Origin of the sequence: Pseudomonas sp. Cab53, assembly GCF_018325965.1 — a bacterium.
Classification (GTDB): Bacteria; Pseudomonadota; Gammaproteobacteria; order Pseudomonadales; family Pseudomonadaceae; genus Aquipseudomonas; species Aquipseudomonas chlororaphis_E.
In genome coordinates this window covers 5,842,018-5,867,233 of sequence record NZ_AP021902.1, presented here as the reverse complement: position 1 = coordinate 5,867,233, position 25,216 = coordinate 5,842,018, and the positions used below count along the sequence as shown (strand labels likewise).

At 64.1% G+C, this 25,216-nt stretch carries 27 protein-coding genes; 8 read left to right on the top strand and 19 right to left on the bottom strand.

The annotated features are described in order from the left end of the window. Positions 1-80 precede the first annotated feature (80 nt). The 8 genes from sctL to KI241_RS25820 all read right to left on the bottom strand — a co-directional run bounded on the left by sctL (position 81) and on the right by KI241_RS25820 (position 5,726). Positions 81-662: a type III secretion system stator protein SctL gene (gene sctL, locus KI241_RS25855; protein ID WP_042731297.1), complete on the bottom strand. Its 582-nt coding sequence runs from the start codon at positions 660-662 to the stop codon at positions 81-83. Continuing rightward, entirely contained in the window at positions 640-1,239 is a 600-nt protein-coding gene (locus KI241_RS25850; RefSeq protein WP_042731298.1) for a hypothetical protein, read from the bottom strand. The genes sctL and KI241_RS25850 overlap by 23 nt, the downstream gene beginning before the upstream one ends. Beyond that, the gene (sctJ, locus tag KI241_RS25845; protein ID WP_042731299.1) at positions 1,236-2,120 is read right to left on the bottom strand and encodes a type III secretion inner membrane ring lipoprotein SctJ; all 885 of its coding nucleotides are present in this window, start codon (positions 2,118-2,120) and stop codon (positions 1,236-1,238) included. Before sctJ ends, KI241_RS25850 begins: the two co-directional genes overlap by 4 nt. A 14-nt stretch (positions 2,121-2,134) precedes the next feature. After that, a complete protein-coding gene (gene sctI, locus KI241_RS25840) occupies positions 2,135-2,509 on the bottom strand; it encodes a type III secretion system inner rod subunit SctI (protein WP_042731300.1) in 375 nt (124 codons plus the stop codon). Between the two features lie 46 nt (positions 2,510-2,555). Next, positions 2,556-3,470 (bottom strand): type III secretion protein, encoded by a 915-nt coding sequence (locus KI241_RS25835; RefSeq protein WP_042731301.1) that lies wholly within the window; start codon positions 3,468-3,470, stop codon positions 2,556-2,558. A 58-nt stretch (positions 3,471-3,528) separates the two neighbouring features. Then, positions 3,529-3,822 carry a hypothetical protein gene (locus tag KI241_RS25830; RefSeq protein WP_348532641.1) on the bottom strand — a complete coding sequence of 98 codons (294 nt, stop codon included), beginning with the start codon at positions 3,820-3,822 and terminating at the stop codon, positions 3,529-3,531. A 9-nt stretch (positions 3,823-3,831) separates the two neighbouring features. Continuing rightward, positions 3,832-4,755: a sigma-54 dependent transcriptional regulator gene (locus KI241_RS25825; RefSeq protein WP_042731303.1), complete on the bottom strand. Its 924-nt coding sequence runs from the start codon at positions 4,753-4,755 to the stop codon at positions 3,832-3,834. 395 nt (positions 4,756-5,150) lie between these two features. Further along, a complete protein-coding gene (locus KI241_RS25820; RefSeq protein WP_042731304.1) occupies positions 5,151-5,726 on the bottom strand; it encodes a DUF6436 domain-containing protein in 576 nt (191 codons plus the stop codon). Between the two features lie 108 nt (positions 5,727-5,834). On the opposite strand from KI241_RS25820, the gene KI241_RS25815 reads away from it, so the two are divergent. Further along, complete coding sequence (locus KI241_RS25815) at positions 5,835-6,782, top strand: alpha/beta hydrolase (RefSeq protein ID WP_042731308.1); 948 nt, start codon at positions 5,835-5,837, stop codon at positions 6,780-6,782. A gap of 118 nt (positions 6,783-6,900) precedes the next feature. Here KI241_RS25815 and KI241_RS25810 read toward each other — a convergent pair whose 3' ends face one another. Then, positions 6,901-7,644: a DUF2059 domain-containing protein gene (locus tag KI241_RS25810; protein ID WP_042731305.1), complete on the bottom strand. Its 744-nt coding sequence runs from the start codon at positions 7,642-7,644 to the stop codon at positions 6,901-6,903. A gap of 140 nt (positions 7,645-7,784) precedes the next feature. On the opposite strand from KI241_RS25810, the gene KI241_RS25805 reads away from it, so the two are divergent. Then, positions 7,785-8,417 carry a 2OG-Fe(II) oxygenase gene (locus KI241_RS25805; RefSeq protein WP_042731306.1) on the top strand — a complete coding sequence of 211 codons (633 nt, stop codon included), beginning with the start codon at positions 7,785-7,787 and terminating at the stop codon, positions 8,415-8,417. Positions 8,418-8,421: 4 nt separating this feature from the next. Continuing rightward, positions 8,422-8,913, top strand: coding sequence for a DUF523 domain-containing protein (locus KI241_RS25800; RefSeq protein WP_042731307.1), 492 nt, complete (start codon positions 8,422-8,424; stop codon positions 8,911-8,913). A 166-nt stretch (positions 8,914-9,079) separates the two neighbouring features. Here the strand turns inward: KI241_RS25800 and KI241_RS25795 are convergent, their stop codons facing one another. Both KI241_RS25795 and KI241_RS25790 read right to left on the bottom strand, forming a co-directional pair. Next, entirely contained in the window at positions 9,080-10,456 is a 1,377-nt protein-coding gene (locus KI241_RS25795) for a GTPase/DUF3482 domain-containing protein (protein WP_042731190.1), read from the bottom strand. Beyond that, positions 10,449-11,816, bottom strand: coding sequence for a DUF2868 domain-containing protein (locus KI241_RS25790; protein ID WP_042731189.1), 1,368 nt, complete (start codon positions 11,814-11,816; stop codon positions 10,449-10,451). Before KI241_RS25790 ends, KI241_RS25795 begins: the two co-directional genes overlap by 8 nt. Positions 11,817-11,902: 86 nt before the next feature. Between KI241_RS25790 and KI241_RS25785 the strand changes: the two genes are divergently transcribed. Continuing rightward, positions 11,903-12,415: a dihydrofolate reductase gene (locus tag KI241_RS25785; RefSeq protein WP_042731188.1), complete on the top strand. Its 513-nt coding sequence runs from the start codon at positions 11,903-11,905 to the stop codon at positions 12,413-12,415. A gap of 106 nt (positions 12,416-12,521) precedes the next feature. Here the strand turns inward: KI241_RS25785 and KI241_RS25780 are convergent, their stop codons facing one another. After that, positions 12,522-13,913, bottom strand: coding sequence for an L-cystine transporter (locus KI241_RS25780; protein WP_042731187.1), 1,392 nt, complete (start codon positions 13,911-13,913; stop codon positions 12,522-12,524). A gap of 242 nt (positions 13,914-14,155) precedes the next feature. Between KI241_RS25780 and KI241_RS25775 the strand changes: the two genes are divergently transcribed. Then, complete coding sequence (locus KI241_RS25775; protein ID WP_042731191.1) at positions 14,156-15,211, top strand: phosphorylcholine phosphatase; 1,056 nt, start codon at positions 14,156-14,158, stop codon at positions 15,209-15,211. 239 nt (positions 15,212-15,450) lie between these two features. Here the strand turns inward: KI241_RS25775 and ilvD are convergent, their stop codons facing one another. The 3 genes from ilvD to KI241_RS25760 all read right to left on the bottom strand — a co-directional run bounded on the left by ilvD (position 15,451) and on the right by KI241_RS25760 (position 19,488). Next, positions 15,451-17,292 carry a dihydroxy-acid dehydratase gene (gene ilvD / locus KI241_RS25770; RefSeq protein WP_042731186.1) on the bottom strand — a complete coding sequence of 614 codons (1,842 nt, stop codon included), beginning with the start codon at positions 17,290-17,292 and terminating at the stop codon, positions 15,451-15,453. A gap of 319 nt (positions 17,293-17,611) precedes the next feature. Beyond that, a complete protein-coding gene (locus KI241_RS25765) occupies positions 17,612-18,808 on the bottom strand; it encodes a class I SAM-dependent rRNA methyltransferase (protein WP_042731185.1) in 1,197 nt (398 codons plus the stop codon). Positions 18,809-18,948: 140 nt separating this feature from the next. Then, the gene (locus KI241_RS25760) at positions 18,949-19,488 is read right to left on the bottom strand and encodes a type 1 glutamine amidotransferase domain-containing protein (protein ID WP_042731184.1); all 540 of its coding nucleotides are present in this window, start codon (positions 19,486-19,488) and stop codon (positions 18,949-18,951) included. 230 nt (positions 19,489-19,718) lie between these two features. On the opposite strand from KI241_RS25760, the gene KI241_RS25755 reads away from it, so the two are divergent. The 3 genes from KI241_RS25755 to KI241_RS25745 all read left to right on the top strand — a co-directional run bounded on the left by KI241_RS25755 (position 19,719) and on the right by KI241_RS25745 (position 21,761). Continuing rightward, positions 19,719-20,534 (top strand): HDOD domain-containing protein, encoded by an 816-nt coding sequence (locus tag KI241_RS25755; RefSeq protein WP_162489260.1) that lies wholly within the window; start codon positions 19,719-19,721, stop codon positions 20,532-20,534. Positions 20,535-20,563: 29 nt separating this feature from the next. Further along, positions 20,564-21,376, top strand: a complete 813-nt coding sequence (mutM, locus tag KI241_RS25750) for a bifunctional DNA-formamidopyrimidine glycosylase/DNA-(apurinic or apyrimidinic site) lyase (RefSeq protein WP_053147170.1) — start codon at positions 20,564-20,566, stop codon at positions 21,374-21,376. Between the two features lie 64 nt (positions 21,377-21,440). After that, on the top strand, positions 21,441-21,761 hold the full coding sequence (locus tag KI241_RS25745) for a hypothetical protein (RefSeq protein WP_042731134.1): 321 nt from the start codon (positions 21,441-21,443) through the stop codon (positions 21,759-21,761). Between the two features lie 160 nt (positions 21,762-21,921). Here KI241_RS25745 and KI241_RS25740 read toward each other — a convergent pair whose 3' ends face one another. From KI241_RS25740 to KI241_RS25725, 4 genes are all read right to left on the bottom strand, one after another. Beyond that, entirely contained in the window at positions 21,922-22,173 is a 252-nt protein-coding gene (locus KI241_RS25740; RefSeq protein ID WP_003249063.1) for a YfhL family 4Fe-4S dicluster ferredoxin, read from the bottom strand. 146 nt (positions 22,174-22,319) lie between these two features. Further along, complete coding sequence (gene coaD / locus KI241_RS25735; RefSeq protein ID WP_042731133.1) at positions 22,320-22,799, bottom strand: pantetheine-phosphate adenylyltransferase; 480 nt, start codon at positions 22,797-22,799, stop codon at positions 22,320-22,322. Between the two features lie 115 nt (positions 22,800-22,914). Continuing rightward, entirely contained in the window at positions 22,915-24,510 is a 1,596-nt protein-coding gene (locus KI241_RS25730; RefSeq protein ID WP_042731132.1) for a GMC family oxidoreductase, read from the bottom strand. 146 nt (positions 24,511-24,656) lie between these two features. Then, positions 24,657-25,202: a hypothetical protein gene (locus KI241_RS25725; RefSeq protein ID WP_042731131.1), complete on the bottom strand. Its 546-nt coding sequence runs from the start codon at positions 25,200-25,202 to the stop codon at positions 24,657-24,659. Between the last annotated feature and the right edge of the window lie 14 nt (positions 25,203-25,216).

The window sequence follows — 25,216 nt, the reverse complement described above, 5'->3', positions numbered from 1 at the left end:
TGGGCGTGTTCACCCGGTGAGTGGTGGTTACGCCCGTGGCGGTTCCGCAAGGAAGCGAGAAAAGAAGCGGGGGACTGGATTTAGGGTTGCGGCTCTGGCAGCCGCAGCGCTTGCACGGCGCTGGGCCAGTCGAGCTGGAACGTGCCGCCAGGGGTTTGCAGTTTCACCTGCTGACGGTCCATGCCGGCATCGGCCACCGGCGTCCAGGCTTGCGGGCTGGCGTTGCCGAGGCTGCGGGTCAGGCTCGCCAGGTCTTCGGGATGACAGTGCAGGGTAGCGGTGGCCGGATCGCGTTGCCCCGAGGCCAGCTGACGCACCAGCGCATCGATGCGCGCCGGTTCGGGCACCTCGTCCAGTAGCGTTTGTAGGGCCTCGTTGACCAGCCGTGCAGCGCTGCTTTCAATCTGCTCCCACATCGCCTGGCGCTGCGCTTCCCATGTGGCGAGCAGGGCGTCGGCCTTGTCCCAGAATTGCGCCTGGGCCTCAAGGACCTGCGCTTCGGCCACTTCGTTGGCCTGTTCGAGCAACTGCGCGGCCTGGTCCCTGGCGTGTTCGATGACACGTTGCGCACGGGCGCAATCGACCAGGGTTTCGCGCGCGATATAGGGCTGCAGCAAGCCCTGGCCTTCGGGGCGTAGTTCAAGCGAGCGCCGGGCGAGCATCGTGGATCTCCGTGTCGTGGGGGGTAGGGACGGGGGACGCCAGGCTTTGCCCGGCTTTCCAGCAGGCGGACTGCCAGAGCGTGTCGAGCCTGGCCGCGGGCGGTTGGGGTTGGGGCGCCGTGCTGCATTCGATGGCCATGATCCTTGCGCGAGGGAACGCCAGGCGCGCCCGTTGCCAGGTCGGTTCGTCGAGCCAGGCCCGCAGCAGCGCGAGCGGATCCTGGTCCGGTTCGAGCCAATGCCCGGGGCGCAATGCCTTGGCCGTGCGTTCGCACCAGGCGCGGTCCTGCGCCGACAATGCCGGGGTGGCCGTCAACGGTGAACAGGTGGTCGCCACCAGTTCACAGGCCAGGGCCAGGGCGGCCGGTGTGCAAAGCAGTGCCTGCTGCGCCGGGCTCGGCCTGGGTGGCGTGCAGGGCGTCATGCCGAAGCGCCTGGCCAGCGTGGCGTGGTGCCCACGGGCCAGGGCGTCGAGGCGTGACGCACTCAGTCGGGCAAGGTCGAGTGGCTGCCATTCGGGGGTGGCCTGGCGCCAGGCGTGGTGCCACCAGTGAACCCACTCCAGCGCGGCGCTCATGCGGCAGAGCCTTTGTCATGGGTTCCAGCGCCCGGTGTCTTGACCGCGAACAACGGTGCCGCCGTGTTGCCCGGTGGTGCGGCGGGGGCGCCCGGCCGGGCGAGCTTGTGTTCGAGAAAGCGCGGCAGCGTCAGGGCGCCCTTGCGCCACAACCGGTAGAGACCATAGCCGGCGCCCAGCAGGATCCCCAGCAATATGATGCCCGCCACCACAGTGACCGTTCGCCAGTAGGCGACTTCCTCGGCCTGCATGACGAACGGCCCGAAGTGCGCCATCTTGCGCCGCTCCTGATACGGCACGGTGGGCACGAACACCACCGACAACTTGCTCGCATTGTGGGCCGCATCGGCCATGCCGGGGATCCCGCTGGCGATCAGGTTGCGCACCCGTGGCGTGATGCTGTCGGGATCCAGCGCCCCGGTGTGCTTGATGAACACCGAGGCCGACGCCGGTTGCACCGGCTCGCCGGGCGCGACCCGCTCCGGCAGGACCACATGGACCCGGGCGAGCACCACGCCGTCGATCTGCGACAAGGTCGATTCGAGCTCCTGGGACAACGCGTAGATATAGCGGGCGCGCTCTTCCAGTGGCGTGGAAATGACCCCTTCCTTGCGGAAGATATCCCCCAGGCTGGAACGTGAGCGCCGCGGCAGGCCGGCCGCTTCGAGCACGTGGACGGCACTGTTCATGTCGGCGGGCTCGACCAGGACGGTCATGCCGTCCTTGTCGACTTGCTTGCTCGCCTCGATGTTCTTGTCCGCCAACTCTGCGATCACTTCGTTGGCATCCTGCTCGGAGAGGCGGCTGTGCAGCGCCGATCGCTCCTCGCAAGCCGTGAGCAGCAGGCACAGTAACAACGTTGAGCATGCGCGCATGAACATGGCCGGCATTTCCTTTACTGGAGGTTAGTGAGCTTCTCGATCGCCTGGGAGCCTTTGCTGACCAGTTTCGCGGTCATCAGGCTTTCCAGGTGGAACGACGACAACGACCGGTTGGACTGCAACATGTCCTGCGGGTCGGCGGTGCGGATGGCCTTGAGCATGTCGCGGTTGGCGCGCTCGTCCAGTCGTTGCAGTTCGCCGGAGCGACTCGACAGCGAATCGATGATGCGTGCCGCGACGTTGTTTTCGTTATCCGGCGCCGGTGGTTTCTCGCGCATCTGGGCGTTGAACCAGCTGACGTCGCTGGTCTCGGCGCTGGCCTGCGGCCGTGCGCCCGCCTTGGCCGGTGAGGAGGCCAGTTGGCTGGCATCGATGGCTTGTATTTCCATGGGCTTCTCCAATCTCGAGGGGACGAATCAAAAGGGGCGGATGCCTTCAGGCGCACATCAGCCGCAGGACGTTGCGGGCACTGCCGGTGACGCTCAGGTGAAACTCGATTTCCTCACGCCCGCGCCGGGCTCGCCGCCGCGCGACCGGGTACTGGCCTGCCAGGCGAGCCAGCGCCAGGTCCAGTTGTTCCAGGGCCAGCTGGAACAGCCGGGTTTCGTGGGCTTGCAGTGGCGTGCCGAGGGCGATGCGCTCGGTCCATGTCCACGTTTCGCCGTGGGTGCTGGGCGGCGGATAGCGCTGTGGGTGCTGGTCCATGAAGCTGGCGATCTCGAACAACAGGTCCTGGTCGTCCGGCTCGTAGCGCGCCTGGCCCGCGCTGTCGTCGATGTCCAGCAGCGTCAGCAGCTTGCGCCGGCCCAGCACCGCGATGAGCCTGAGCAACAGCCGCAGGCTGGCGTTATGCCGGTCGAGCGGGCCGTCCGTTTCCCAGGCGCCGAACAGCGCGCCGCAGAACGGGTTGTTCGCACTGCCGAAATCACTCTGGCTGCCGACGTCGTTGTCGCCGATGGGTGGCCGGCGATGGGCGAACATCTGCGCCAGGTCGCCAAACAGGTCCTCATCGGAATAGGCGTCGTCGATATCGACCTCCAGGTTCTGGCCGGTACCGCCGTTGATCTCTTCCAGGATGTCCGTCAGGACCAGGTTCAGCGGGTTTTCCGTTTCCACGGCCAAGCCCTGCTGCGGGGGCTGCCAGCCGAAGGGCGAGCGTCCACCTGCCGAGTCGTGTTCACCGCCCCATCGCACCAGTGACTCTTTCAACCGGCCGCTGCTCGCATGCTGCGTCAGGTGCTCGATCACCGCATCTGCCAGGCCCTGGGTGATCGAGGCGCGGCGTTGCGTGGAGTCGTCATGTGAAAGGGCTGCGGGAGGACGAAGGCTGTTCAGCCGATCGATATGCATGGGCCTGATCTCATCGCGCTTGAAGAGACCCCGCCGCGGCGGGGCTTGAAGCGGGTTGTCAGAATCGTATGTTCTTGGACGCCTCCCCCATGGCCGTAATGGCCTTGGTGGCACTGTCCATGGACTCTGCCGAGATGGCGTTCATGGTGTCGGCGATCAGTTTCTTTTGGTCGAATTCGGATTTCATGGTCGTCATCGCGGCCGAGGTAGCATCCATCTGCTGCATGGCCGCCATGGAGGCCGCAAGAGAAGCTCCACCAAAACTCATAGTCGTATCTCCGGATTGTGGAATGGCGAGACGGTTGTGAGTGTCTCGAAGGTTAGGTGGCGGCGCAGGTGGAAACGGTTCCACGCCGGGCACTCAACCCATCGATATTTCCAGGCACTTCATCCGGTAGTAGAGCGTGCGCCGTGCGATGCCCAGCTCGGCGATGACCTTGTCGATATGACGATGGTGGCGACGCATGCAGTCTTCGATGAGCACTTTCTCGAACTGCTGCAGTTGCTCTTTCAAATTGAGCGTGGTGTTGCAGTGCTCCGAGAGTTCGGCACGGGGCAGCGCCGGCAGGCCCAGCACGTAGCGTTTGGCGGCGGATTGCAGCTCACGGATGTTCCCTGGCCAGGCGTAGCCGATCAGGTGGCACAACAGCTCCGGCGACGGGGGGATGTAGGGCCGGTCCAGGGCCTTGGCTTCACGCCGCACCAGTGACTGGAACAGCGGCACGATACGTTCCTTGCGGCTGCGCAGGGGCGGCAGCTTGAGGCTGACGATGTTCAGCCGGAAGTACAGGTCGCGACGAAACTCGCCCCGTTCGACCATCTCCCCCAAAGGGCACTGGGCGGAGGCGATCACCCGCATGTTCACCGGGATGCTCTGGGTCGAACCCAAGCGCTGGACGGTCCTGGATTCCAGGACACGCAGCAGCTTGGCTTGCAACGCCAGGGGCATGCTGTCGACCTCGTCCAGGTACAGCGTTCCGTTATGCGCCGCCTCGACGAACCCTGCGCGGCTCTGGCTGACACCGGTAAACGCACCGGTGTTGGCCCCGAACAGTTGACTCTCCGCCAGGCTCTCGGGAATGGCGGCGCAGTTGATGGCGACGAATTTGCCTGAACGACCGGACATGCGGTGGATTTTCTCCGCCAGCGTGTCTTTGCCGGTGCCGGTTTCGCCGCGCAATAGCACGTCAACCATGAGCGGCGCCACACTTTGGGCAAACGCCTCAAGGTTGAGAACATCCTCTTTATGGGTAGTGGAAAGTGCAGCGCAAAGCATCTTTTGCATCACTGACGATTCCATTCTTGTTTTGGTAGGAGGTCGACAATTTAAAGATCAAAGGCGCGTAGAAATTTCCCGCGCCGCGGCATGACCGACTTGAGACCAACGTTCTGTTTGCTACGGAGGTTTAGAGAACCGATTAAAAAAAAGTTCATGCTGGCACGGCAGATGTTAATCGTTTCAGCTCAACGGCCGGAAAGCCGGAACACCCCTGCGCAACCCGTCTGGCATGGGGTTCGGCCAAAAAACGAGGCGTGTAGGAGGGGCTTCTGAAAATTGGATCCGACAAACGGTTCAGCGCAAGCGCCTGTTTGGAGCAAACGCTCTACAATCAAACAAATGTTCGATCGCTTAGTACTGAACTAGTGGGTTTTGGAAATACGTTTCGTAGTTCAGATTAGTCACTTGGGAGTTGACCAGGGGCAATAACAGCCGACCGCCAATGTGTTAGTGGCGTTAACTTTTCGGCCAGCACTAAGCGCTTCAAGGATCGGCTCGATAAAGCTGTTAGTGGAGTTGCAGGTCAGCCCTTCGCTGTAGGGACCGAAGTACGCCAGTTGGCCGCTGTGGTCCCAGATCGCCACTGCCGGGCTGGCGGGAATCTGGTTGGAACCGGGGAGTGTGGCGAGGGGTTTGAGGCGGCTGAGCGTCGCGGGCAATTGGCCCTGGCTGCCGGTTTTCTGAACCGCATAAAACTCTACGCCCTGCGCGGCATATTGATCGACCAGTTCGGACAGGTGTTGCTGGTTACCGACGTTGCACGGGCAGGCCGGGTCCCAGAAATGCACCAGGCGGATGGCACCGGGGCCGGCCAGCTCGGACGGCAGGCGCAGCGGCTCGCCGGAAAATACCGCCGTGTGTTGGCTGAAGGCCCGCAGGAAACGCCCCTGGAACCAGTCGTAGGCCACCCACAACAGGATGGCGCACGCGAGGGCAAGCAGGCTGGCAAGCAAGGTCGTGCGGTGGGACGGGCGCATGGTGTCGATCCTCTGAGGTCGCGTAGCTTGCCATGCCCGCTGCGACAGATGAATATCACAGGCCTACAAAGTCTGTTTCGCGCGATGCGCTTCTGCCTGGACCTATTGATGCCTGCTCCTTTCGATCCCGATCTCCTGCGTGCCAGCCTGCAACCTCTGGCCCGGTGGCAACCCCTGTCGGAGCAAGCCCAGGCGTACCAGCGCTTCTACGGCCTGGACTTTCCCGGGCGCGACGTGCGCAAGGGACTGGGGTGTTTCGAGGTAGAGGGTTACACGCTGGTCAGTCAGGTCTGGTGGCCGGAAAAAACCGTGGCGACGCTGTTCGTGTTCCACGGCTATTACGATCACATGGGGCTGTACCGGCACTTGATCGAATGGGGCCTGGAGCAGGGCTTCGCGGTGATCGCCTGTGACTTGCCGGGCCATGGCCTGTCCAGTGGCGAGCGCGCCAGCATCGGTGATTTCGCCGAGTACCAGGCCACCTTGCAGGGCCTGTTGGGCGAGGCCGCCACGCTGGAGCTGCCCCAGCCCTGGCACTTGTGCGGGCAGAGCACCGGTGGCGCCATCGTGGTCGATCACGTGCTCAACCAGGGCGCCCAGAGCCCGGCCCAGGGCCAGGTCATCCTGTTGTCGCCTTTGGTGCGACCGCGGGCCTGGGGCTGGTCGCGCCTCAGTTATTACCTGCTCAAGCCGTTCGTGACCGGTATTGCCCGGCGCTTCAGCGAAAACTCCAGTGACCCGCAGTTCCTGCCATTCCTGCAAGCCGACCCGCTGCAACCGCTCCGCCTGCCCACGGCGTGGGTCGGGGCGCTGGGCCAGTGGATCAAGCGTATCGAGGCCGCCCCGGGCAGCCCACGCCAGCCGCTGATCGTGCAGGGCCAGGCCGACATGACGGTGGATTGGAAACACAACCTGGACGTGTTGCGCAGCAAGTTCGACCGGCCCCAGGTGCTGATGCTGCCCCAGGGACGGCATCACCTGGCGAACGAGACCCTGGCGTTGCGCCAGGAGATGTTCGGGTTTCTGGCGAAGCGGATGAGCCGGATGCGGCGGTGACTTTGAATGTGCAATCGCGAGCAAGCTCGCTCCCACATTGGACCTCTGGCGTTCGGGAAATCTGAGCGTACTCAAAACCCTGTGGGAGCGAGCTTGCTCGCGATGGCGTTATTGGGCACTACTGCCCGAGATTCTGCCCCACCGCCAGCCCCGCCCGGATCGCCGCCAGCGCGGCTTGATAATAAGCCTGGCCCTCGGCTGATTCGGCGAAAGTGGCGAACTCTTCCAGCTCGGTATCGCTCAGGTCACGGTAGACGTACAGCAGCGTGTTGTTCAGGTCCGCGCCGATCTGTTCCATCAACCGCTGGCGCTGGCCGTTCAGCATGCCCTGGGCCTGGCCGGCGCCCAGCAGGCCGGGGATCATCGAACTCAGGCTGTCGGCCGCGACGCCGGCGATCGCCAGGCTGACCTCGGCGCCGGCCTCGCGGGCGGGCAGGGCCTGGGCCAGGTGGCCGATGATCAGCAGGCGATTGTCACTGGCTTGCATCTTCGGCAAGCCCTTGGCGTTCTTGGCCAGTTGATCGCGCCGGGTGGCCAGCAACTCGGCCGCCACGACCTTGCGACCCAGGGGCGTCTGGAAAAAATTCAGTGCCGGGTTCGGATCGCGAAGGTTCTTGCGCATTTGCGCCTCGGCCCGCTGGTCCATGGCCTGGGGGGCGAAGCGTTGATTGCTGTTGGTCACCAGGGCCTGGAACACCGCCGGTGGCAGGCTGCTCTGGTAGCGCTGCTGGGCCGCGCTCAGGGCGTCATTGAAATGCGCCCGTTGTTCCGGCCAGCCGGCGACCTTGTACAACTGGTCGTAGCTGTCTGCCCAGGCGGGCAACACGCAGAACATCAACAGTGAGAAAAGCAAACGGCGCATAGGGACTCCTGTCAGCAGCCGACTATTCTCCGTGGGGCATGGGAACTTGTCGAGAATTCGTATCAAGTTCGTACGCCAGTGCTACCTGGCGCCGTAAAGTCGCTGCGTGGCGCTGTCGGTTTTGCAGGCACAGGCATACTATGCGCGCCATGCAAATACCTTCTGATCACCCGCTGCTGTTACGTATCGTCGACGACCTGGCCGAGCGCGGCTGGTCGCAGCAGAACCTGTTCCTGCCGGACGCGCTGACCCGCGCCCTGGCGGCCGAGTGTCGCCAGCGCGCCGCCGAAGGCGAACTGGCGCCGGCGGCGGTCGGGCGCGGACCGTTCTCGGAGATCCGCGAAGGTATCCGGGGTGATCGCATCCAATGGATCGAGCCTGGCCAGGCGCAGGCTTGCGATCATTACCTGGCCTTGATGGACAGCCTGCGCGAGGCGATGAACCGTGGGCTGTTCCTGGGCCTGGAGGATTTCGAAAGCCACTTCGCCCTGTACCCGCCCGGCGCGTTCTACCTCAAGCATGTCGACCGCTTTCGTGACGACGACCGGCGCATGGTGTCGGCGGTGCTCTACCTCAATGACGCCTGGTCGGCGGAACAGGGTGGCCAACTGCGCATGTACCTGGACGATGGCGTGGAGCATGACGTCGTGCCCGTCGGCGGTTGCCTGGTGGTGTTCCTCTCGGGCGACATTCCCCACGAAGTCCTGCCGGCCACGCGCAACCGCCTGTCCTTGACCGGCTGGTTCCGGCGCCGCGGCAACGAGTTGTTCTGACCCCATGGAAAAAATCCTGGTCAGTCGCTGCCTGCTCGGCCACCGGGTGCGCTATGACGGCGGTGCCAGCGGGCCATTCGATCAACTTCAGCAATGGCTCGACGAAGGCCGGGTCGTGCCCCTGTGCCCGGAAGTCGCCGGCGGCCTGCCCACGCCCCGGGCCGCGGCGGAGATTGCCGGTGGACAGGGCGTCCAGGTGCTCGACGGCCAGGCGGCGGTGATCACCACAGACGGCGAGGACGTGAGTGCGCAGTTCCTGTCGGGCGCCGACCAGGCGCTGGCGCTGGTGCGCGAACACGGCATCCGGATCGCCGTGCTCAAGGCCAACAGCCCATCGTGCGGCAACCTGCTGACCTACGACGGCACGTTTAGTGGCGTGAAAGTCAGTGGCGAGGGCGTGACAGCGGCCTTGCTCAAGCGCCATGGGGTGCGGGTGTTCAATGAGTTGGAGTTGGCTGAAGTTGCGTTGGCGCTCGTGGTGTTGAACAGTCGCTGATTGCTATCTGGCACAACCCTGTTGTGGCGAGGGGATTTATCCCCGCTGGGGTGCGCAGCGCCCCCAAAAGAATCGACACGGTCTGTCAGACACATCGTGGTGTCAGGCATCAGGGACGCTGCGCGCCCCAGCGGGGATAAATCCCCTCGCCACAGTCGGTCTTCTGTCATAACTGACCCGCCAACTGCTCGATCTGCTCCTGCCGCTCAGCCTGGCTCAACCGCGCCTGGGGGTTGAGGCTGGACCACTGGGGATGGGCGCGGGCCTTGGCCAGGGCGTCGGGCAGCTTGCCTTCGCGCCAGGTCTTGTCTGCCTGGGGCGTGGCGATGCGGATGCTGTCGAGGGCCGCATGGCCACGCTGGTTGAGGGCTTGCAGCAGTTGCCGTTGGCGCAGGGCCAGCAGGCGCAGCACGCTGTCGTCCACCGTCAGTTCGCGCTGGCCCTTGAGTTTGCCCATGAGTCGATTGCCGTAGCTGCGGGCGGTTTGCAGGGCGCCGCCGGCAATGGCCCCGGCGAGGGCGGCGGCGCCGAGGGTCAGGCCGCCCACCAGCAAGTCCACCCCGGCACCGGCCGCGGCGCCTGCGGCGATTCCACCGCCAACCCGCACACCCAATTGCTTCAAAGTCTCGGGATTGAACAGGTCATCGCCCCAGCGTCCGTCGAGCAGTGGCAAGTCACAGGCGGCGGCGTCCTGGGGGCGGAAGGCATAGAGCTTGAGCAGGGATTCGACGCAGCGTTGTTCGCGCTGACGCACTGCATGGCGTAGCTCGTCGATGGCCTGGCGCTCCCGCTCGGGGTCGCTGGCGACGCTGCGGCGGCAGGCGGCGCAGTCGATCAACAGCTCGGCGATCAACCGGGCTGCGCTCTGCTGGCGGGCCAGGCGCTGAGCCTGTTGGTCGGCAATCAACCGCTCCAGTTGCCCGCGGGCGCTTTCCAGCAACAGCGCGAGGCTTTCATACAAGCGTCGTTCGCCATCCTCGGGCGGCGCGACGCTGTCAAAGCGCACCAGGGCATGCAGCCCCAAGCGTGCCAGGGCTTCGCGCCAGTCGGGCTCACGGTGTTGGGTGCTGCTGACGAAATTGAGTACCGGCAGCAGCGGCTTGCCGCAACTGGCGAGGACCTCCAGCTCATCGCGGTACTTGGCCAGCACCGGTTCACGGGCGTCGATGACATAAATGCCGGCGTCGCTGGCGAGCAACTGCCGCAACACCTTGGCCTCTTGCTCGAAGCGTTGCCGCGCCTCGCTGCCTTCGAGAAAACGGGCCAGGCGTGCCGGGCCGTCCAGGCGTTCACCGGGGCGCTCCAGGCATTCGAGGTAGTCGAGCAGGGCGATGGCGTCCTCCAGGCCTGGGGTGTCGTACAGCTCCAGCAGGGCTTGCCCGTCCACCGAGAGGCGTGCGCCCTCGACGTGCCGGGTGGTGCTCGGGCGATGGGACACTTCGCCGAAGCCGACGTCCCGGGTAAGGGTGCGCAGCAGCGAGGTCTTGCCGACGTTGGTATGCCCGACCACAGCCAGTTTCAGCGGCTTGATGGAATCAGTCATGGCCGTTCTCCAGCCAGCTCATGGGGGCGCAATCGGCGAAAGGCAATTGCAGCTGTTGCAGCGCGCTGTGCCAGTCGCCCAGGCGTTCGGCGTCCAGCGCTTCGCCGGGCGGCGCCTGTAACAGCCACACGCGGGTGGCGCTGGCGCTGCGGGCCAGTTCGGCGATCAACGCCAGGCTGCCCCGGTCTGGCGAGCGGCGTGGATCACAGGCAATCGCCAACCGCGCCGGTGGAAATCGCGACAGTTGTTCGAGGAGTTTGTGGCGAGACTCGCGGCTGTCGAGGACACCGGCGTTTTTCACCGAGTCGGGCAGCTTCGGCGGCCAGGGCCGCTCGTCCAGCTCGATGGCCACCAGCAAGGCGCCGGTGCTTTGCACCGTGCCGGCGGGGCTTTGCACCTGATGCAACTGGGCGGGCGCGGCGTCGTTGATTCCCAGTCGCTCGCTGCTGGGCATCAGGCGTTCGCGTAACTGGGCATAGCCCGGCAGGTTCAAGTCCAGGGCCAGGTCGGCGCGACCGCGGCGCCAGCGCCACAGGCACAGCAGCGCCAGGCCCAGGCGTGGCAGCACGCCGTAGACCAGCACCACGCCCACCAGCCAGGTGGCCCAGGCCTGGCGGGCGCTGTCGAGGTTCAGGGCGCCGTCGCCGCTGGCGCGGATCATCTCCACGGTCGGTACGTTGAAACCCAGCAGGGCAGGCACAGTACCGAGGGCGCGGGTCAGGGCAACAAAGGTCTCGCTGCCGAGCAGGGTGGTTTCCCAGACAAACCCGTAGCGCCGGGTCGCCATCAGCATCAGTACGATGACCAGCGCGCTGACCATCGCTACCAGCCAGACGCCGTTGACCAGCGCCCCGAGAACCCAGCGGTTGAGTCGCTTTCGTTGCAACAACAGCAGCAGGGCCGGCGCCAGTTGGATGGCCTTGGCGTCGCGGGCGAGCTTCTCGCTGAGCCACAACCACAAGCGGCCCAGCACGGCATCCTGGCCCCCGGCGAACGCCAGGCCGAAGGCCCAGCCGATCAGCAAGACCAGGTTGAGGCCCAGGAGGCTGCCCAAGGCCCAGAACACGTTGACTGGCGTCTGCCCGTCGCCGAGTGCGGCAAAGCCCAGGCCGGCGCCGCTGACCACGGCGAGCACCGCCAACACCATCAGTGCCAGGCGCGCCCCTTGCAACCAGTGGCGCAGAGCCAGGACGAGGCCATCGCGCTCGGCCAGCCAGCGGGCGCGATGGCGGATACGGGTGGACAACTCACCGCCGGCCGCACGGGCCAGGCGATTAGCTTCCTGGTCCTGCAACGGGCCGGCGTGCTCTTCACGCAGGCGGATGGCCTCGGTCAACCAGAGTTCTTGCAGTTTCGTCACGGGTGCTTCCGTAGCTCAAATGAGGCTTGAGCATAACCGCTGTAGCGCCTGTCGGGGTAAGGCGCGCCTCTGGTATCCTCGGCGGCATGAAAAAAACACTTCCCTTAAGCCTGATCGCAGCCCTTGGTGAAAACCGGGTGATCGGCGTCGACAACAGCATGCCCTGGCACTTGCCGGGGGATTTCAAATACTTCAAGGCCACCACCCTGGGCAAGCCGATCATCATGGGGCGCAAGACCTGGGATTCCCTCGGTCGACCGTTGCCGGGGCGCCTGAACATCGTGGTCAGTCGCCAGCCTGGCTTGCTGCTCGAGGGCGCGGAAGTCTTTTCCAGCCTCGACGCCGCCGTGGAGCGGGCCGAAGCCTGGGCGCAGGCGCAGGGTGTCGATGAGCTGATGTTGATCGGCGGTGCGCAGCTGTACGCCCAGGCACTGGAGCAGGCAGACCGACTGTACCTGACCCGCGTGGCGCTGAGCCCGGAAGGGGATGCGTGGTTTCCGGCGTTCGACGCGAACCAGTGGACGCTGGTTTCGAACCAGCCGAACCCGGCCGAAGGGGATAAGCCGGCGTATAGCTTCGAGGTGTGGGAAAAGCGTTAAGGGCATCGCGAGCAAGCTCGCACAGTTAACCGAGTTTTGTCAGGCAGACCTCGGTCGACTGTGGGAGCGAGCTTGCTCGCGAAAGCGGTCTATCAGGCGCCACGCATCAAGCGTGCACCAACTCCCCATGTTCATCAGCGTCGAGCAAGGCCTTGTCGGTCTGTTGCATCACCTGGCTGGTGATCGCCCCGGCGGTGATCGAGCCGCTGACGTTCAGCGCCGTGCGACCCATGTCGATCAGCGGCTCGACGGAAATCAGCAGCGCCACCAGCGAGACCGGCAAGCCCATCGCCGGCAGCACGATCAGCGCGGCAAATGTCGCCCCGCCACCGACCCCGGCGACGCCCGCCGAACTCAAGGTCACGATCGCCACCAGCGTCGCGATCCATACCGGGTCCAGCGGGTTGATGCCCACTGTCGGCGCAACCATGACCGCCAGCATCGCCGGGTACAGGCCAGCGCAACCGTTCTGGCCGATGGTGGCGCCGAACGAGGCGCTGAAGCTGGCGATGGCGCGTGGAATGCCGAGGCGGCTGGTCTGGACTTCGATGCTCAGCGGGATGGTCGCCGCGCTGGAGCGGCTGGTGAAGGCGAAGGTCAGCACCGGCCAGATCTTGCGCAAGAAACGCAACGGGTTGATCCCCGCCGCGCTGACCAGCAGGCCATGGACGACGAACATCAGGCCCAGGCCCAGGTACGACACCACCACGAAACTGCCGAGCTTGATGATGTCCTGCAGGTTGGAGCCCGCCACCACTTTGGTCATCAACGCCAGCACGCCATAGGGCGTCAGCTTCATCACCAACCGCACCAGACGCGTGACCCAGCTTTGCAGGGTGTCGATGGCGTCGATCACTTTCTGACCTTTTTGCGCGTCATCCTTGAGCAATTGCAGGGCGGCCACGCCGAGGAACGCGGCGAAGATCACCACGCTGATGATCGAGGTCGGCTTGGCCCGGGCCAGGTCGGCAAAGGGGTTTTGTGGAATGAACGAAAGCAGCAACTGCGGGATGTTCAGGTCGGCGACCTTGCCGGCGTAATCGCTCTGGATCACTTGCAGGCGCGCCAGTTCCTGGCTGCCGGCCACCAGCCCTTCGGCGGTGAGGCCGAACAGGTTGGTCAGGCCGATCCCGATCAGGGCGGCGATGGCCGTGGTGAACAGCAAGGTGCCGATGGTCAGGAAGCTGATCTTGCCCAGGGACGAGGCGTTGTGCAGACGCGCCACGGCGCTGAGGATCGAGGCGAAGACCAGCGGGATGACGATCATCTGCAACAGTTGCACGTAGCCGTTGCCGACCAGGTCGAACCAGCCGATCGAGGCCTTGAGCACCGGGTTGCCAGCCCCGTAGATCGTGTGCAGGGCCACCCCGAACCCCACGCCCAGCACCAGGGCCAGCAGTACTTTCCTGGCCAGGCTCCAGCTGGCGTGACGGGTTTGCGCCAGGCCGAACAGCAAGGCGAGGAACACCAACAGATTGAGGATCAGCGGCAGATTCATCAAGAGAGCTCCGTTAAGACTTTGCCAGTCGCTTGAAGCCGCGACTGCGAACAGGAAAGCCTAACAGTCTGATAACTAATGAATTAATACTAAAAATGCATGTTGAATGTCGTTTATGGAATAAGGACGTGGCGTTTGCGGGTACGTCGCTGGCGTTTTCAAGACGTAAGCGGTCGCGGACAGGCGAGGACTGTCATACGCATTTGTTAGCGTCGGGTTCTTTGAACCTGGGAGAAATGCCGATGAAGCTCGCACCTCGTTTTCTCGCTGTCGCCTTGAGCCTGGGCCTGGCCGGACAGGCCCTTGCCACCGAGCTCAAGCACTGGCCGGCCGAGCAGGCCAAGGCCCTGGACGCGATGATCGCGGCCAACGCCAACAAGGGTAACTACGCGGTGTTCGACATGGACAACACCAGCTACCGTTACGACCTCGAGGAATCGTTGCTGCCGTTCATGGAGAACAAGGGCCTCATCACCCGCGAAACCCTGGACCCGTCCCTCAAGCTGATGCCGTTCAAGGACACCGCCGACCACAAGGAAAGCCTGTTCAGCTATTACTATCGCCTGTGCGAAGTGGACGACATGGTCTGCTACCCCTGGGTGGCCCAGGTGTTCTCCGGCTTCACCCTCAAAGAGCTCAAGGGCTACGTCGACGAGCTGATGGCTTCCGGCAAGCCGGTGCCCACCACGTATTACGACGGCGACAAGGTGGTCAACTCCACCGTCAACCCGCCCAAGGTCTTCACCGGCCAGGCCGAGCTGTACAACAAGCTGATGGAAAACGGCATCGAGGTCTATGTCATGACCGCGGCGTCGGAAGAATTGGTGCGCATGGTCGCTGCCGATCCGAAGTATGGCTACAACCTCAAGCCGCAGAACGTGATCGGCGTGACCACGCTGCTCAAGGATCGCAAGACGGGCGAACTGACCACGGCCCGCAAGCAGATCAGCGCCGGCAAGTATGACGAGAAGGCCAACCTCGACCTGGAGTACACGCCTTACCTGTGGACGCCGGCGACCTGGATGGCCGGCAAGCATGCGGCGATCCTGACCTACATCGACGAGTGGAAGAAACCGGTGCTCGTGGGCGGCGACACGCCGAGCAGCGATGGCTACATGTTGTTCCACGATGTGGATGTAGCGAAGGGCGGCATCCACCTGTGGGTCAACCGCAAGGACAAATACATGACCCAGCTCAACGGCATGATGGCCAAGCACGCCGCGGCCCAGGCCAAGGAAGGCCTGCCCGTGACGGCGGACAAGAACTGGGTGATCGTCAAGCCGGAAGACATCCAGTAAGTCCCACGACCCTGCGGGGGGCCACGAAGAACCCGTGGCGAGGGCGCTTGCTCCCGCTCGACTGCGTAGCAGTCGCAAACCAGGTCATGCGGTTTGCCTGAAGCAATGCTGGGGGGCTGCTGCGCAGGCCAGCGGGAGCAAGCTCCCTCGCCACAAGAGACGCCATGGCCGCAAGGCAAATGAGAGCCCAAAAAAATGCCCCGCACTTGGCGGGGCATTTTTTTGGCCGCTGTAGACGCTTACAAGCCGTCGAGCATTGCCTTGTTGCGTACCGCGCCCTTGTCGGCGCTGGTGGCGAGCAGGGCGTAGGCCTTGAGTGCCGTGGTGACCTTGCGCGGGCGCACTTCCACCGGCTTCCAGCCTTTCTTGTCCTGTTCGACGCGGCGCGCGGCCAGCTCTTCATCGCTGATCAACAGGTTGATCGAGCGGTTCGGAATGTCGATCAGCACCTTATCGCCATCGCGCACCAGGCCGATGGCGCCACCTGCCGCCGCTTCAGGCGAAGCGTGACCGATGGACAGGCCCGAAGTCCCGCCGGAGAAACGGCCGTCGGTGAGCAGGGCGCAGGCTTTGCCCAGGCCCTTGGACTTCAGGTAGGACGTGGGGTAGAGCATTTCCTGCATGCCCGGGCCACCTTTCGGGCCTTCGTAGCGAATGATCACGATGTCGCCGGCCTTCACCTCGTCCGCGAGGATCCCGCGCACGGCGCTGTCCTGGCTTTCGAAGATCTTGGCGTTGCCTTCGAACACATGGATCGACTCATCGACGCCCGCGGTCTTCACCACGCAACCGTCCAGGGCGATGTTGCCGTACAGCACGGCCAGCCCGCCTTCCTTGGAGTAGGCGTGCTCGACGCTGCGGATGCAGCCGTTCTCACGATCGTCGTCCAGGGTTTCCCAACGGGTCGACTGGCTGAACGCGGTCTGTGTCGGAATGCCCGCCGGGCCTGCCTTGAAGAAGTGATGCACGGCTTCGTCGGTGGTCTGGGTGATGTCCCACTTGGCAATGGCCTCGGCCATGGTCTTGCTGTGCACGGTCGGCAGGTCGGTGTGCAGCAACCCGCCTCGGGCCAGGGAACCGAGGATGCTGATGATCCCGCCGGCACGGTGAACATCTTCCATGTGGTACTTCTGGATGTTCGGCGCGACCTTGCACAGTTGCGGCACGTTGCGTGACAGGCGGTCGATGTCGCGCAGGTCGAAATCGATCTCGGCTTCCTGGGCGGCGGCCAGCAGGTGCAGGATGGTGTTGGTGGAACCGCCCATGGCGATGTCCAGGGTCATGGCGTTTTCGAACGCCTTGAAGTTGGCGATGTTGCGCGGCAACACCGACGCATCATTCTCACCGTAGTAGCGCTTGCACAGCTCGACGATGGTGCGGCCGGCCTGCAGGAACAGTTGCTCGCGGTCGCTGTGGGTGGCCAGGGTCGAGCCGTTGCCCGGCAGGGCCAGGCCCAGGGCTTCGGTCAGGCAGTTCATCGAGTTGGCGGTGAACATGCCGGAGCACGAGCCGCAGGTCGGGCACGCGCTGCGCTCGTACTCGGCGACCTTCTCGTCGGAGGCGCTGGAGTCGGCGGCGATCACCATGGCATCCACCAGGTCGAGGCCATGGCTGGCGAGCTTGGTCTTGCCGGCTTCCATCGGGCCGCCGGAAACGAAGATCACCGGGATGTTCAGGCGCAGCGCGGCCATCAGCATGCCGGGGGTGATCTTGTCGCAGTTGGAAATGCACACGATGGCGTCGGCGCAGTGGGCGTTGACCATGTACTCGACGGAGTCGGCGATGATCTCGCGGCTGGGCAGCGAATAGAGCATGCCGTCGTGGCCCATGGCGATGCCGTCGTCCACGGCGATGGTGTTGAATTCTTTCGCCACGCCGCCAGCGCGTTCGATTTCCCGGGCCACCAGTTGACCCAGGTCCTTGAGGTGCACGTGGCCCGGTACGAACTGGGTGAAGGAGTTGGCAACGGCGATGATCGGCTTCTTGAAGTCGTCATCCTTCATCCCCGTGGCGCGCCACAAGGCACGGGCGCCGGCCATGTTGCGGCCATGGGTGGATGTTTTCGAGCGGTAATCGGGCATGGAGCACTCCGGGCGGCTAATCAGGTACTAATCAGGTAACAAGGGGAAGTGAGCTTCTGTTGACCTCTGGAACACTCGGGATGGGCGCAGTGTCTGGAGGTGGCCGATGACTGTGCAGGATCGCTGCGAGCCTGGGCATGAGCTCATAAACCCGCCGGGGATGAATGGCGATGAATGTCGCGATTCTACACCGCTGGCGTCAGGATGAAATGACGCAAAGTGCTGATCGGGTGTGAATGTCGCGCACGGGATGACGATTGGTAGCGTTCACGCCCACAGGGTGGAGTGGCGCGGGAAAAGCCCCACGCCACGATAGCACTCAACTGTTCGGCAACAACCGGCAGGTAATGCTCTTGATGTAGCGGGTCTCGGGAATGGCCGGGTGGACCGGGTGGTCTGGGCCTTGGCCGCCGCGTTCGAGCAGTTGGATGTTGCGGTCCAGGTGGCGGGCGCTGGTCAGGAGGATGTTTTGCAGGTCGTCTTCGGGCAGGTGCATCGAGCACGAGGCGCTGACCAGGATGCCGTCCTTGCTGAGCAGGCGCATGGCTTGTTCGTTGAGGCGGCGGTACGCGCCTTCGCCGTTCTTCAGGTCTTTCTTGCGCTTGATGAAGGCCGGTGGGTCGGCGACGATCACGTCGAAGCGCTCTTCGCTGGCCTTGAGTTCCTTCAGGGCTTCGAAGACGTCGCCTTCGATGCAGGTCAGTTTCTCGGCGAAGCCGTTCAGCGCGGCGTTGCGCTCGACACCGTCGAGGGCGAAGCCCGAGGCGTCGACGCAGAACACTTCGCTGGCGCCGAAGGCCGCGGCTTGCACGCCCCAGCCGCCGATGTAGCTGAACAGGTCCAGTACGCGCTTGCCCTTGGCGTAGGGGGCCAGGCGCGCGCGGTTCATGCGGTGGTCGTAGAACCAGCCGGTTTTCTGGCCTTCCATGACCGGTGCTTCGAATTTCACGCCGTTCTCTTCCAGGGCGACCCATTCCGGCACGAGGCCGAACACGGTCTCGACGTAGCGGTTCAGGCCTTCGGCGTCGCGGGCGGCGGAGTCGTTCTTGAACAGGATGCCGCTGGGCTTGAGCACCTGGGTCAGGGCCGCGATCACGTCATCTTTGTGGGCCTCCATGGTGGCGGAGGCAATCTGTACCACCAGGATGTCGCCGAAACGGTCGACCACCAGGCCCGGCAACAGGTCGGAGTCACCGTAGACCAGGCGATAAAACGGCTTGTCGAACAGCCGCTCGCGCAACGACAGTGCCACGTTGAGGCGGTGCACCAGCAGGGATTTGTCCAGCGCCAGCTTCACGTCACGCGACAGCAGGCGTGCGCAGATCAGGTTGTTGGGGCTCATCGCGACGATGCCCAACGGCTTGCCGCCGGCCGCCTCGAGGACCGCCTGGTCGCCGGCCTGGAAACCGTGCAGCGGCGTGGCGGCCACGTCGATTTCGTTACTGTAGACCCACAAGTGGCCGGCGCGCAGGCGACGGTCGGCGTTGGCTTTGAGGCGCAGGCTAGGCAGGGACATGACGTCGCTCCGGAAAAAAGAGCGGGAGTATAGCGTGTTGAAGCGGGTCCGGGGCTTGCGCTGGACATGTGGCGAGGGAGCTTGCTCCCGCTGGGTGGCGCAGCCGCCCTATTTCGATCAAGCCCCCTCGCTACGATGAGTCAGGCAGACAACGCCCCGATCAGCTCGCGATTGAACGCCGGGATGTCATCCGGCTGGCGGCTGCTGATCAATGTGCCGTCCTTGACCACTTCCTTGTCGACCCAGTTCGCCCCGGCGTTGACCAGGTCATCCTTAAGCGTCTTGTAGCTGGTCATGGTCTTGCCCTTGACCAGCCCGGCCGACACCAGCAGCCAGCCACCGTGGCAGATGACCGCGATGGGCTTGCTGGCCGCCTCGAAACCCTTGACCAGCTTCTGCGCGTCGGGGTCTATGCGGATGGTGTCGGAGTTCTGCACGCCGCCGGGCAGGACCACGGCGTCGTACTGCTCGACATTGGCGGCCTTGAAGGTCCGGTCGATCCTGAAGTCGTCGGCGGGTTTGTCATGGTTCCAGCCTTTGACCTGGCCTTCGTCGGCGGAAATGATGTCCACCTGGGCGCCGGCCTGTTCCAGCGCCTGTTTCGGGCCGGTCAGTTCGACCTGTTCGAAACCGTCGGTCACCAGGATGGCTACACGCTTGTTGTTCAGCGAACCGGGCATGAAAAATCTCCTCAAGCTGAGTGGGTTGGCGGCCGACCTAAACCTTACGCAGGCTTGATGTCGGCCCTACACAGTCCGAAGCCTGAGCCCGAAGGAAAGTTCCGACTATCTACCCGACGGTGTATCGGATCCATCTTTAAGGGTTAGAATCCCCGCTTGACCCAGAGTGTGTACTCATGTCCCAAGAGCTTTCCGCCGAACAGATTCAACAGTCCCTGCAAGGCATCAGTGTGCCGCCCCAGCCGCAGATCATGGTTGACCTGCAGATGGAGCAGTACATGCCCGATCCGGACCTGGACACCATCGCCAAGCTGATCTCCCAGGACCCGGGCCTTTCGGGGGCCTTGCTCAAGATCGTCAATTCGCCTTACTACGGGCTGCGCAACAAGATCACCTCGATCCAGCGCGCGGTGAACCTGCTGGGCAGTCGTTCGATCATCAACCTGATCAACGCGCAGTCGATCAAGGGTGAATTGCACGATGACGCCATCGTCACCCTGAACCGTTTCTGGGACACCGCCCAGGACGTGGCGATGACCTGCCTGACCCTGGCCAAGCGTGTCGGTCTGGAAAACGGCGACGAAGCCTACGCGCTAGGGTTGTTCCACGATTGCGGCGTGCCGTTAATGCTCAAGCAATTCCCCCACTACATGAGCGTGCTCGAGCAGGCCTACGCCAATGCCAGCGCCGAGTGCCGGGTGGTGGACACTGAAAACCGCGAGTTCAATACCAACCATGCGGTGGTCGGCTACTACACCTCCAAGTCCTGGCGCCTGCCGGATCACGTCAGCCAGGCCATCGCCAACCACCACAATGCCCTGGCGGTCTTCAGCGACGAGTCCTCGCGCAACAACACCGCGCTGAAGAATTTGCTGGCGATCCTGAAGATGTCCGAGAACATCTGCGCCTCCCACCGGGTGCTGGGCAACCAGCCTGAAGACCATGAGTGGGACAGCGTCGGGGCGCTGGTGCTCGACTACATCGGCTTGTCGGAATACGACTTCCAGACCCAGAAACAGGAAATCCGCGACCTGTCCACTCGTTGAGTGCCCGGTTCGCCTGACTCGAGAGCCCCATGCCAGAACTGCCGGAAGTCGAAACCACCCGTCGCGGCATTGCGCCACACCTCGAAGGACAACGGGTCAGCCGCGTGCTGGTGCGCGATCGTCGCCTGCGTTGGCCGATCCCGGAAGACCTCGACGTGCGGCTCTCCGGCCAGCGCATCGTGCAGGTGGAGCGGCGGGCCAAGTACCTGTTGATCAATGCCGAGGTTGGCACGTTGATCAGCCACCTGGGCATGTCCGGCAACCTGCGGTTGGTGGAAATCGGCATGCCGGCGGCCAAGCACGAGCATGTGGACATCGAGCTGGAGTCCGGCCTGGCCTTGCGCTACACCGACCCACGGCGCTTCGGCGCCATGCTCTGGAGCCTCGACCCGCTCAACCATGAGTTGCTGGTGCGCCTCGGGCCGGAGCCGTTGACCGACCTGTTCGACGGCGAGCGCCTGTTCCAGTTGTCTCGGGGCCGCGCCATGGCGGTCAAGCCGTTCATCATGGACAACGCCGTGGTGGTAGGGGTGGGCAATATCTATGCGACCGAGGCGCTGTTTGCCGCCGGCATCGACCCGCGCCGGGCGGCCGGGGGCATTTCCCGGGCGCGTTACCTGAAGCTGGCCATCGAGATCAAACGCATCCTTGCCCATGCCATCGAGCGGGGCGGCACCACGCTGCGGGATTTCATCGGCGGTGACGGCCAGCCGGGGTATTTCCAGCAGGAGTTGTTCGTGTACGGCCGCGGTGGCGAGCTGTGCAAGGTCTGCGGCACGGGGCTGCGGGAAATCCGCCTCGGCCAGCGCGCCAGTGTCTGGTGTCCGCGCTGCCAGCGCTGATCGGAGCTGATCCGTCCTACGGTCTATAGTCAGTTGTCAGACTGCTTAGCCGAAGGACCGCCCCATGAACCTGTTTCGCCTCGTCGTTCTAACGTTGCTGTTGAGTGTCGCCGCGCCCGCCCTGGCGAACGGTGGCAGCGGCGACCCGCGCTATACCATCCAGAACCCACCAGCCTATGCCATGCTCGGCGACCTGTTGATCGCCCGCCCGTTGTTGCTTGCTGCCACCGTGATCGGCACGGGGGCGTTCGTGGTGTCGTTGCCCTTTACCGCGCTGGGCGGTGGGGTGGGCGATGCGGGTAAAGCGCTGGTGGTGGACCCGGCGAAAGCCACGTTTGTGCGGTGTTTGGGGTGTATCGGGGAGGGATTTGAGCGGCAGGAGTGAGGGAGTTGGTTTTGGGGTATGGCTGATGGCCTCTTCGCGAGCAAGCCCGCTCCCACAGGGATTGGCTGTGCTCACCGAATTTGCGTCTTGAGCAGATCCCCTTGTGGGAGCGGGCTTGCTCGCGAAGAGGCCCGCAAAAAACACTACAAAATTATCCGGCTCAACCCTTGCCAGTAATCCTGCGATATTTCGCCATCAACTGTTCTTCAGTCTCCGGATGGGCTTCGTCCAGGGGAATGCAATCCACCGGGCAAACCTGTTGGCACTGGGGCTCGTCGTAATGGCCGACGCACTGGGTGCACAGGTTCGGGTCGATGACGTAGATTTCTTCACCCTGGGAAATGGCTTCGTTCGGGCACTCGGGTTCGCAGACGTCGCAATTGATGCAGTCGTCGGTGATGATCAGGGACATGCAGGCTCCTGCCGGGGCGTTGGGCCCGGGCATCTGAAAACGTATGCGCGCAATTGTGCCGCATTGGCGCGCGCAGTGCACGCGGGTGCGATGGACTGCGCTGCGCTTCGCGTGGGAAAGCGTGAGCGCAGTGTCGCCGGCAAGGGCTACTTCTTGAAGCGCAGGGTCAGCGCATCCGCCACGGCCGGATGGACGAACTTGGTGATGTCACCGCCCAGGGCCGCGATTTCCCGCACCAGGGTCGAGGAAATGAAGGAATAGCGTTCCGACGGCGTCAGGAAGAGGCTCTCGACGTCCGGCGCCAACTGGCGGTTCATGTTGGCCAGCTGGAACTCGTACTCGAAATCCGAGACCGCGCGCAGGCCACGCAGGAACACATTGGCGTTCTTTTCCTTGGCAAAGTGCGCCAGCAGCGTGGAGAAGCCGACCACTTCCACGTTGGGCAGGTGCTTGGTGACTTCACGGGCCAGCCCCACGCGTTGTTCCAACGGGAACAGCGGGTTTTTCTTGGGGCTGGCGGCGACGGCAATGATCACGTGGTCGAACAGGCGCGCGGCGCGTTCGACCAGATCGCCATGGCCCTTGGTAATAGGGTCGAAGGTACCTGGGTACAACACTCGGTTCATCGCGTCGTCCTGGCGGGAGTCCGTTGGGGAGTCGGATGGTATCGCAGCCGACCCGGTCGGCCAAGTCGGCCGTGGGATAAGAAAGCACTATAGACGGTGCGAATAATCCGGATATTCATGGGTTTTTCAAGCGCTCGGCCAGGGCTGTCGCCAGTTGCGCCGTCAGTCCGTACACCGACAATTGCGGGTTGGCGCCAATGCTGGTGGGGAACAGCGAGCCATCGTGGATCGAAAGATTAGCCAACTGGTGATGACGACCGAGGCTGTCGGTGACTGCGTGTTTCGGGTCTTCGCCCATGGCGCAGCCGCCCATCACGTGGGCGCTACTCAGGCGCGTGCGATAAGGCTCCAGCGCCAGGCCGTCGATCAGGGTCCGGGCTTCGGCCAGGGTTTTCACGTAGTGGGCATCGCCGTGCACCGGCATGACGGCCTTGGCGCCGCCGGCGAACTGGATCTCGGCCATGCTGTGGAAGGCCCGGCGCAAGCCCTCCCAGGTATACGGCGTAACCGTGTAGTCGAGCACGGGCGTGCCGTCGCCGCGCAATTCGACGCACCCACCGGGGCTGTCCGGATGAAAACCGTCGCGCAGCAAGGCCAGCATTGCGTGGGTGTAGGGCAGGCTGCCCATGTGCGCGGCGTTCTCGGCCCCGAACCCGCCCAACAGCGTGGCGGCGAGCGCCGGGTGCAGGGGCGGGACTTCAAGTTTGTAGGACATTTTGCCGGTGACACCGTCCTGCCATTGGAAATGATCCGAATAGATCGACTGCGGCGCGCCGTAGAACGGGTTGATGACGTCGTCGAATTGCCCGGCTGACGTGTTGACCAGGTGCAGGAAGGTGCGCTTGCCCAGGCGTTCATGGGGATCCGGCGCGTCGGAGCGCAGCAGCAGGCCGGGGCTGTTGATGCCACCGCCCGCCAGTACGTAGTGCCGCGCCTTGACCGTGATGCGCCGCCCGGTCGGTGCCACGCAGCGCTCGTCCATGGCCACGCACTCCAGGCCGACGACCGCATCGCCCTTGATCACCAGGCGCTCGGCCCGGGCCAGGTAAAGCAGCACGCCACCCTGGTCCAGCGTGGCGGGAATGGTGGTGACCAGCATCGACTGCTTGGCGTTGGTCGGGCAGCCCATGCCGCAGTACCCCAGGTTCCAACAGCCGCGCACGTTGCGCGGGATGACGTGCCAGCTGTAGCCCAACTGTTCGCAACCCTTGCGGATCACGTCGTTGTTGGCATTGGGTGGAACCATCCAGGGGGCCACGCCCAGGCGTTGCTCCATTTTTTCGAACCAGGGCGCCATCTGCGCCGGGCTGTGGCCCTGGACGCCGTGTTCGGCGGCCCAATGCTCAAGGGTCTGGTCGGGCGTACGGAAGCTCGAGGTCCAGTTGATCAGCGTCGTACCGCCCACGGCCCGGCCCTGGAGAATGGTGATGGCGCCGCCCTTGCTCATGCGCCCAAGGCCTTCCTGGTACAGGCTGGAATAGGCCTGGTCTTCGAGCAGCTTGAAGTCATTGCTGGTCTTGAGCGGTCCTTCCTCGATCAGCAACACGCGGTAGCCGGCGGCGCTGAGGATTTCCGCCGTGGTTGCGCCGCCCGCGCCGCTGCCGATGATCGCCACGTCGGCGTCCAGGCTCAGGTCCTGGGTCAGTTGCGCGCCGTTGTAGGTGGTCCAGCCACGGGCCAGGCCTTCGCGAAAGAGATCGGGTACGGGCATGTTCAGGGCTCTCTTATTGTTATGGATGGACGATGAAGAACCCTGTGGGAGCGGGCTTGCTCGCGAAGGCGGCTGTACATTCAACCTCTATGCAAGCTGACACACCGCTTTCGCGAGCAAGCCCGCTCCCACAGGATTTTGATGACTCAAATCTTGGGCGGTCCCGGATACCCACAGTGCGCCCAGGCCTCGGCCCGGCTGTACCAGGCCATCATCACCATTTGCAGCAACGCGTTGTGGCCTTGCCGCAGCAGGTCCAGGGAGCTGTTTTCCCAGCGGTTGAGAAACTGGCGGATGTCATCAGCGCTGGCGTTTTCCCACGCCCCCCAGATGCCCGCCAGCGGCCCGCAGGTGACGCCCAGGGTGAGCACGTCGAACAGTTGGCGCGTGAGCTTGAGCATGGCCGGGGACAGGTACGCCAGCTCGGTGTCCAGGTTGCGCAGGGTGGCGTCGGTGGCGGCGGGGATCCCTTCAACCGCCACTGCGCCGTCCAGCATCACCGCAATGATGGCCCGCAAGAACGGCAGGTCGCTGTCACGCAACGCGGCGAAACCGTGGGCCGGCAGGCTTGACGAACAACCGCTGAGGCTGGCGCCCAATCCGACCGTGGCCAGGAAAGCGCTGGCACCGAGGCTGAACTTCAGCAGGCCGCGCCGCGACAGCGCGGGTGCATCGATGAGGCTAGGGTTCATGTTTATCGTTACCG

Excerpts from the sequence above, each read along its gene's own strand:
- sctL (WP_042731297.1), bottom strand. The coding sequence starts at position 662 with ATGCTCGCCCGGCGCTCGCTTGAACTACGCCCCGAAGGCCAGGGCTTG.
- KI241_RS25850 (WP_042731298.1), bottom strand. The coding sequence starts at position 1,239 with ATGAGCGCCGCGCTGGAGTGGGTTCACTGGTGGCACCACGCCTGGCGC.
- sctJ (WP_042731299.1), bottom strand. The coding sequence starts at position 2,120 with ATGTTCATGCGCGCATGCTCAACGTTGTTACTGTGCCTGCTGCTCACG.
- sctI (WP_042731300.1), bottom strand. The coding sequence starts at position 2,509 with ATGGAAATACAAGCCATCGATGCCAGCCAACTGGCCTCCTCACCGGCC.
- KI241_RS25835 (WP_042731301.1), bottom strand. The coding sequence starts at position 3,470 with ATGCATATCGATCGGCTGAACAGCCTTCGTCCTCCCGCAGCCCTTTCA.
- KI241_RS25825 (WP_042731303.1), bottom strand. The coding sequence starts at position 4,755 with ATGCAAAAGATGCTTTGCGCTGCACTTTCCACTACCCATAAAGAGGAT.
- KI241_RS25820 (WP_042731304.1), bottom strand. The coding sequence starts at position 5,726 with ATGCGCCCGTCCCACCGCACGACCTTGCTTGCCAGCCTGCTTGCCCTC.
- KI241_RS25815 (WP_042731308.1), top strand. The coding sequence starts at position 5,835 with ATGCCTGCTCCTTTCGATCCCGATCTCCTGCGTGCCAGCCTGCAACCT.
- KI241_RS25810 (WP_042731305.1), bottom strand. The coding sequence starts at position 7,644 with ATGCGCCGTTTGCTTTTCTCACTGTTGATGTTCTGCGTGTTGCCCGCC.
- KI241_RS25805 (WP_042731306.1), top strand. The coding sequence starts at position 7,785 with ATGCGCGCCATGCAAATACCTTCTGATCACCCGCTGCTGTTACGTATC.
- KI241_RS25800 (WP_042731307.1), top strand. The coding sequence starts at position 8,422 with ATGGAAAAAATCCTGGTCAGTCGCTGCCTGCTCGGCCACCGGGTGCGC.
- KI241_RS25795 (WP_042731190.1), bottom strand. The coding sequence starts at position 10,456 with ATGACTGATTCCATCAAGCCGCTGAAACTGGCTGTGGTCGGGCATACC.
- KI241_RS25785 (WP_042731188.1), top strand. The coding sequence starts at position 11,903 with ATGAAAAAAACACTTCCCTTAAGCCTGATCGCAGCCCTTGGTGAAAAC.
- KI241_RS25780 (WP_042731187.1), bottom strand. The coding sequence starts at position 13,913 with ATGAATCTGCCGCTGATCCTCAATCTGTTGGTGTTCCTCGCCTTGCTG.
- KI241_RS25775 (WP_042731191.1), top strand. The coding sequence starts at position 14,156 with ATGAAGCTCGCACCTCGTTTTCTCGCTGTCGCCTTGAGCCTGGGCCTG.
- ilvD (WP_042731186.1), bottom strand. The coding sequence starts at position 17,292 with ATGCCCGATTACCGCTCGAAAACATCCACCCATGGCCGCAACATGGCC.
- KI241_RS25765 (WP_042731185.1), bottom strand. The coding sequence starts at position 18,808 with ATGTCCCTGCCTAGCCTGCGCCTCAAAGCCAACGCCGACCGTCGCCTG.
- KI241_RS25760 (WP_042731184.1), bottom strand. The coding sequence starts at position 19,488 with ATGCCCGGTTCGCTGAACAACAAGCGTGTAGCCATCCTGGTGACCGAC.
- mutM (WP_053147170.1), top strand. The coding sequence starts at position 20,564 with ATGCCAGAACTGCCGGAAGTCGAAACCACCCGTCGCGGCATTGCGCCA.
- KI241_RS25745 (WP_042731134.1), top strand. The coding sequence starts at position 21,441 with ATGAACCTGTTTCGCCTCGTCGTTCTAACGTTGCTGTTGAGTGTCGCC.
- KI241_RS25740 (WP_003249063.1), bottom strand. The coding sequence starts at position 22,173 with ATGTCCCTGATCATCACCGACGACTGCATCAATTGCGACGTCTGCGAA.
- coaD (WP_042731133.1), bottom strand. The coding sequence starts at position 22,799 with ATGAACCGAGTGTTGTACCCAGGTACCTTCGACCCTATTACCAAGGGC.
- KI241_RS25730 (WP_042731132.1), bottom strand. The coding sequence starts at position 24,510 with ATGCCCGTACCCGATCTCTTTCGCGAAGGCCTGGCCCGTGGCTGGACC.
- KI241_RS25725 (WP_042731131.1), bottom strand. The coding sequence starts at position 25,202 with ATGAACCCTAGCCTCATCGATGCACCCGCGCTGTCGCGGCGCGGCCTG.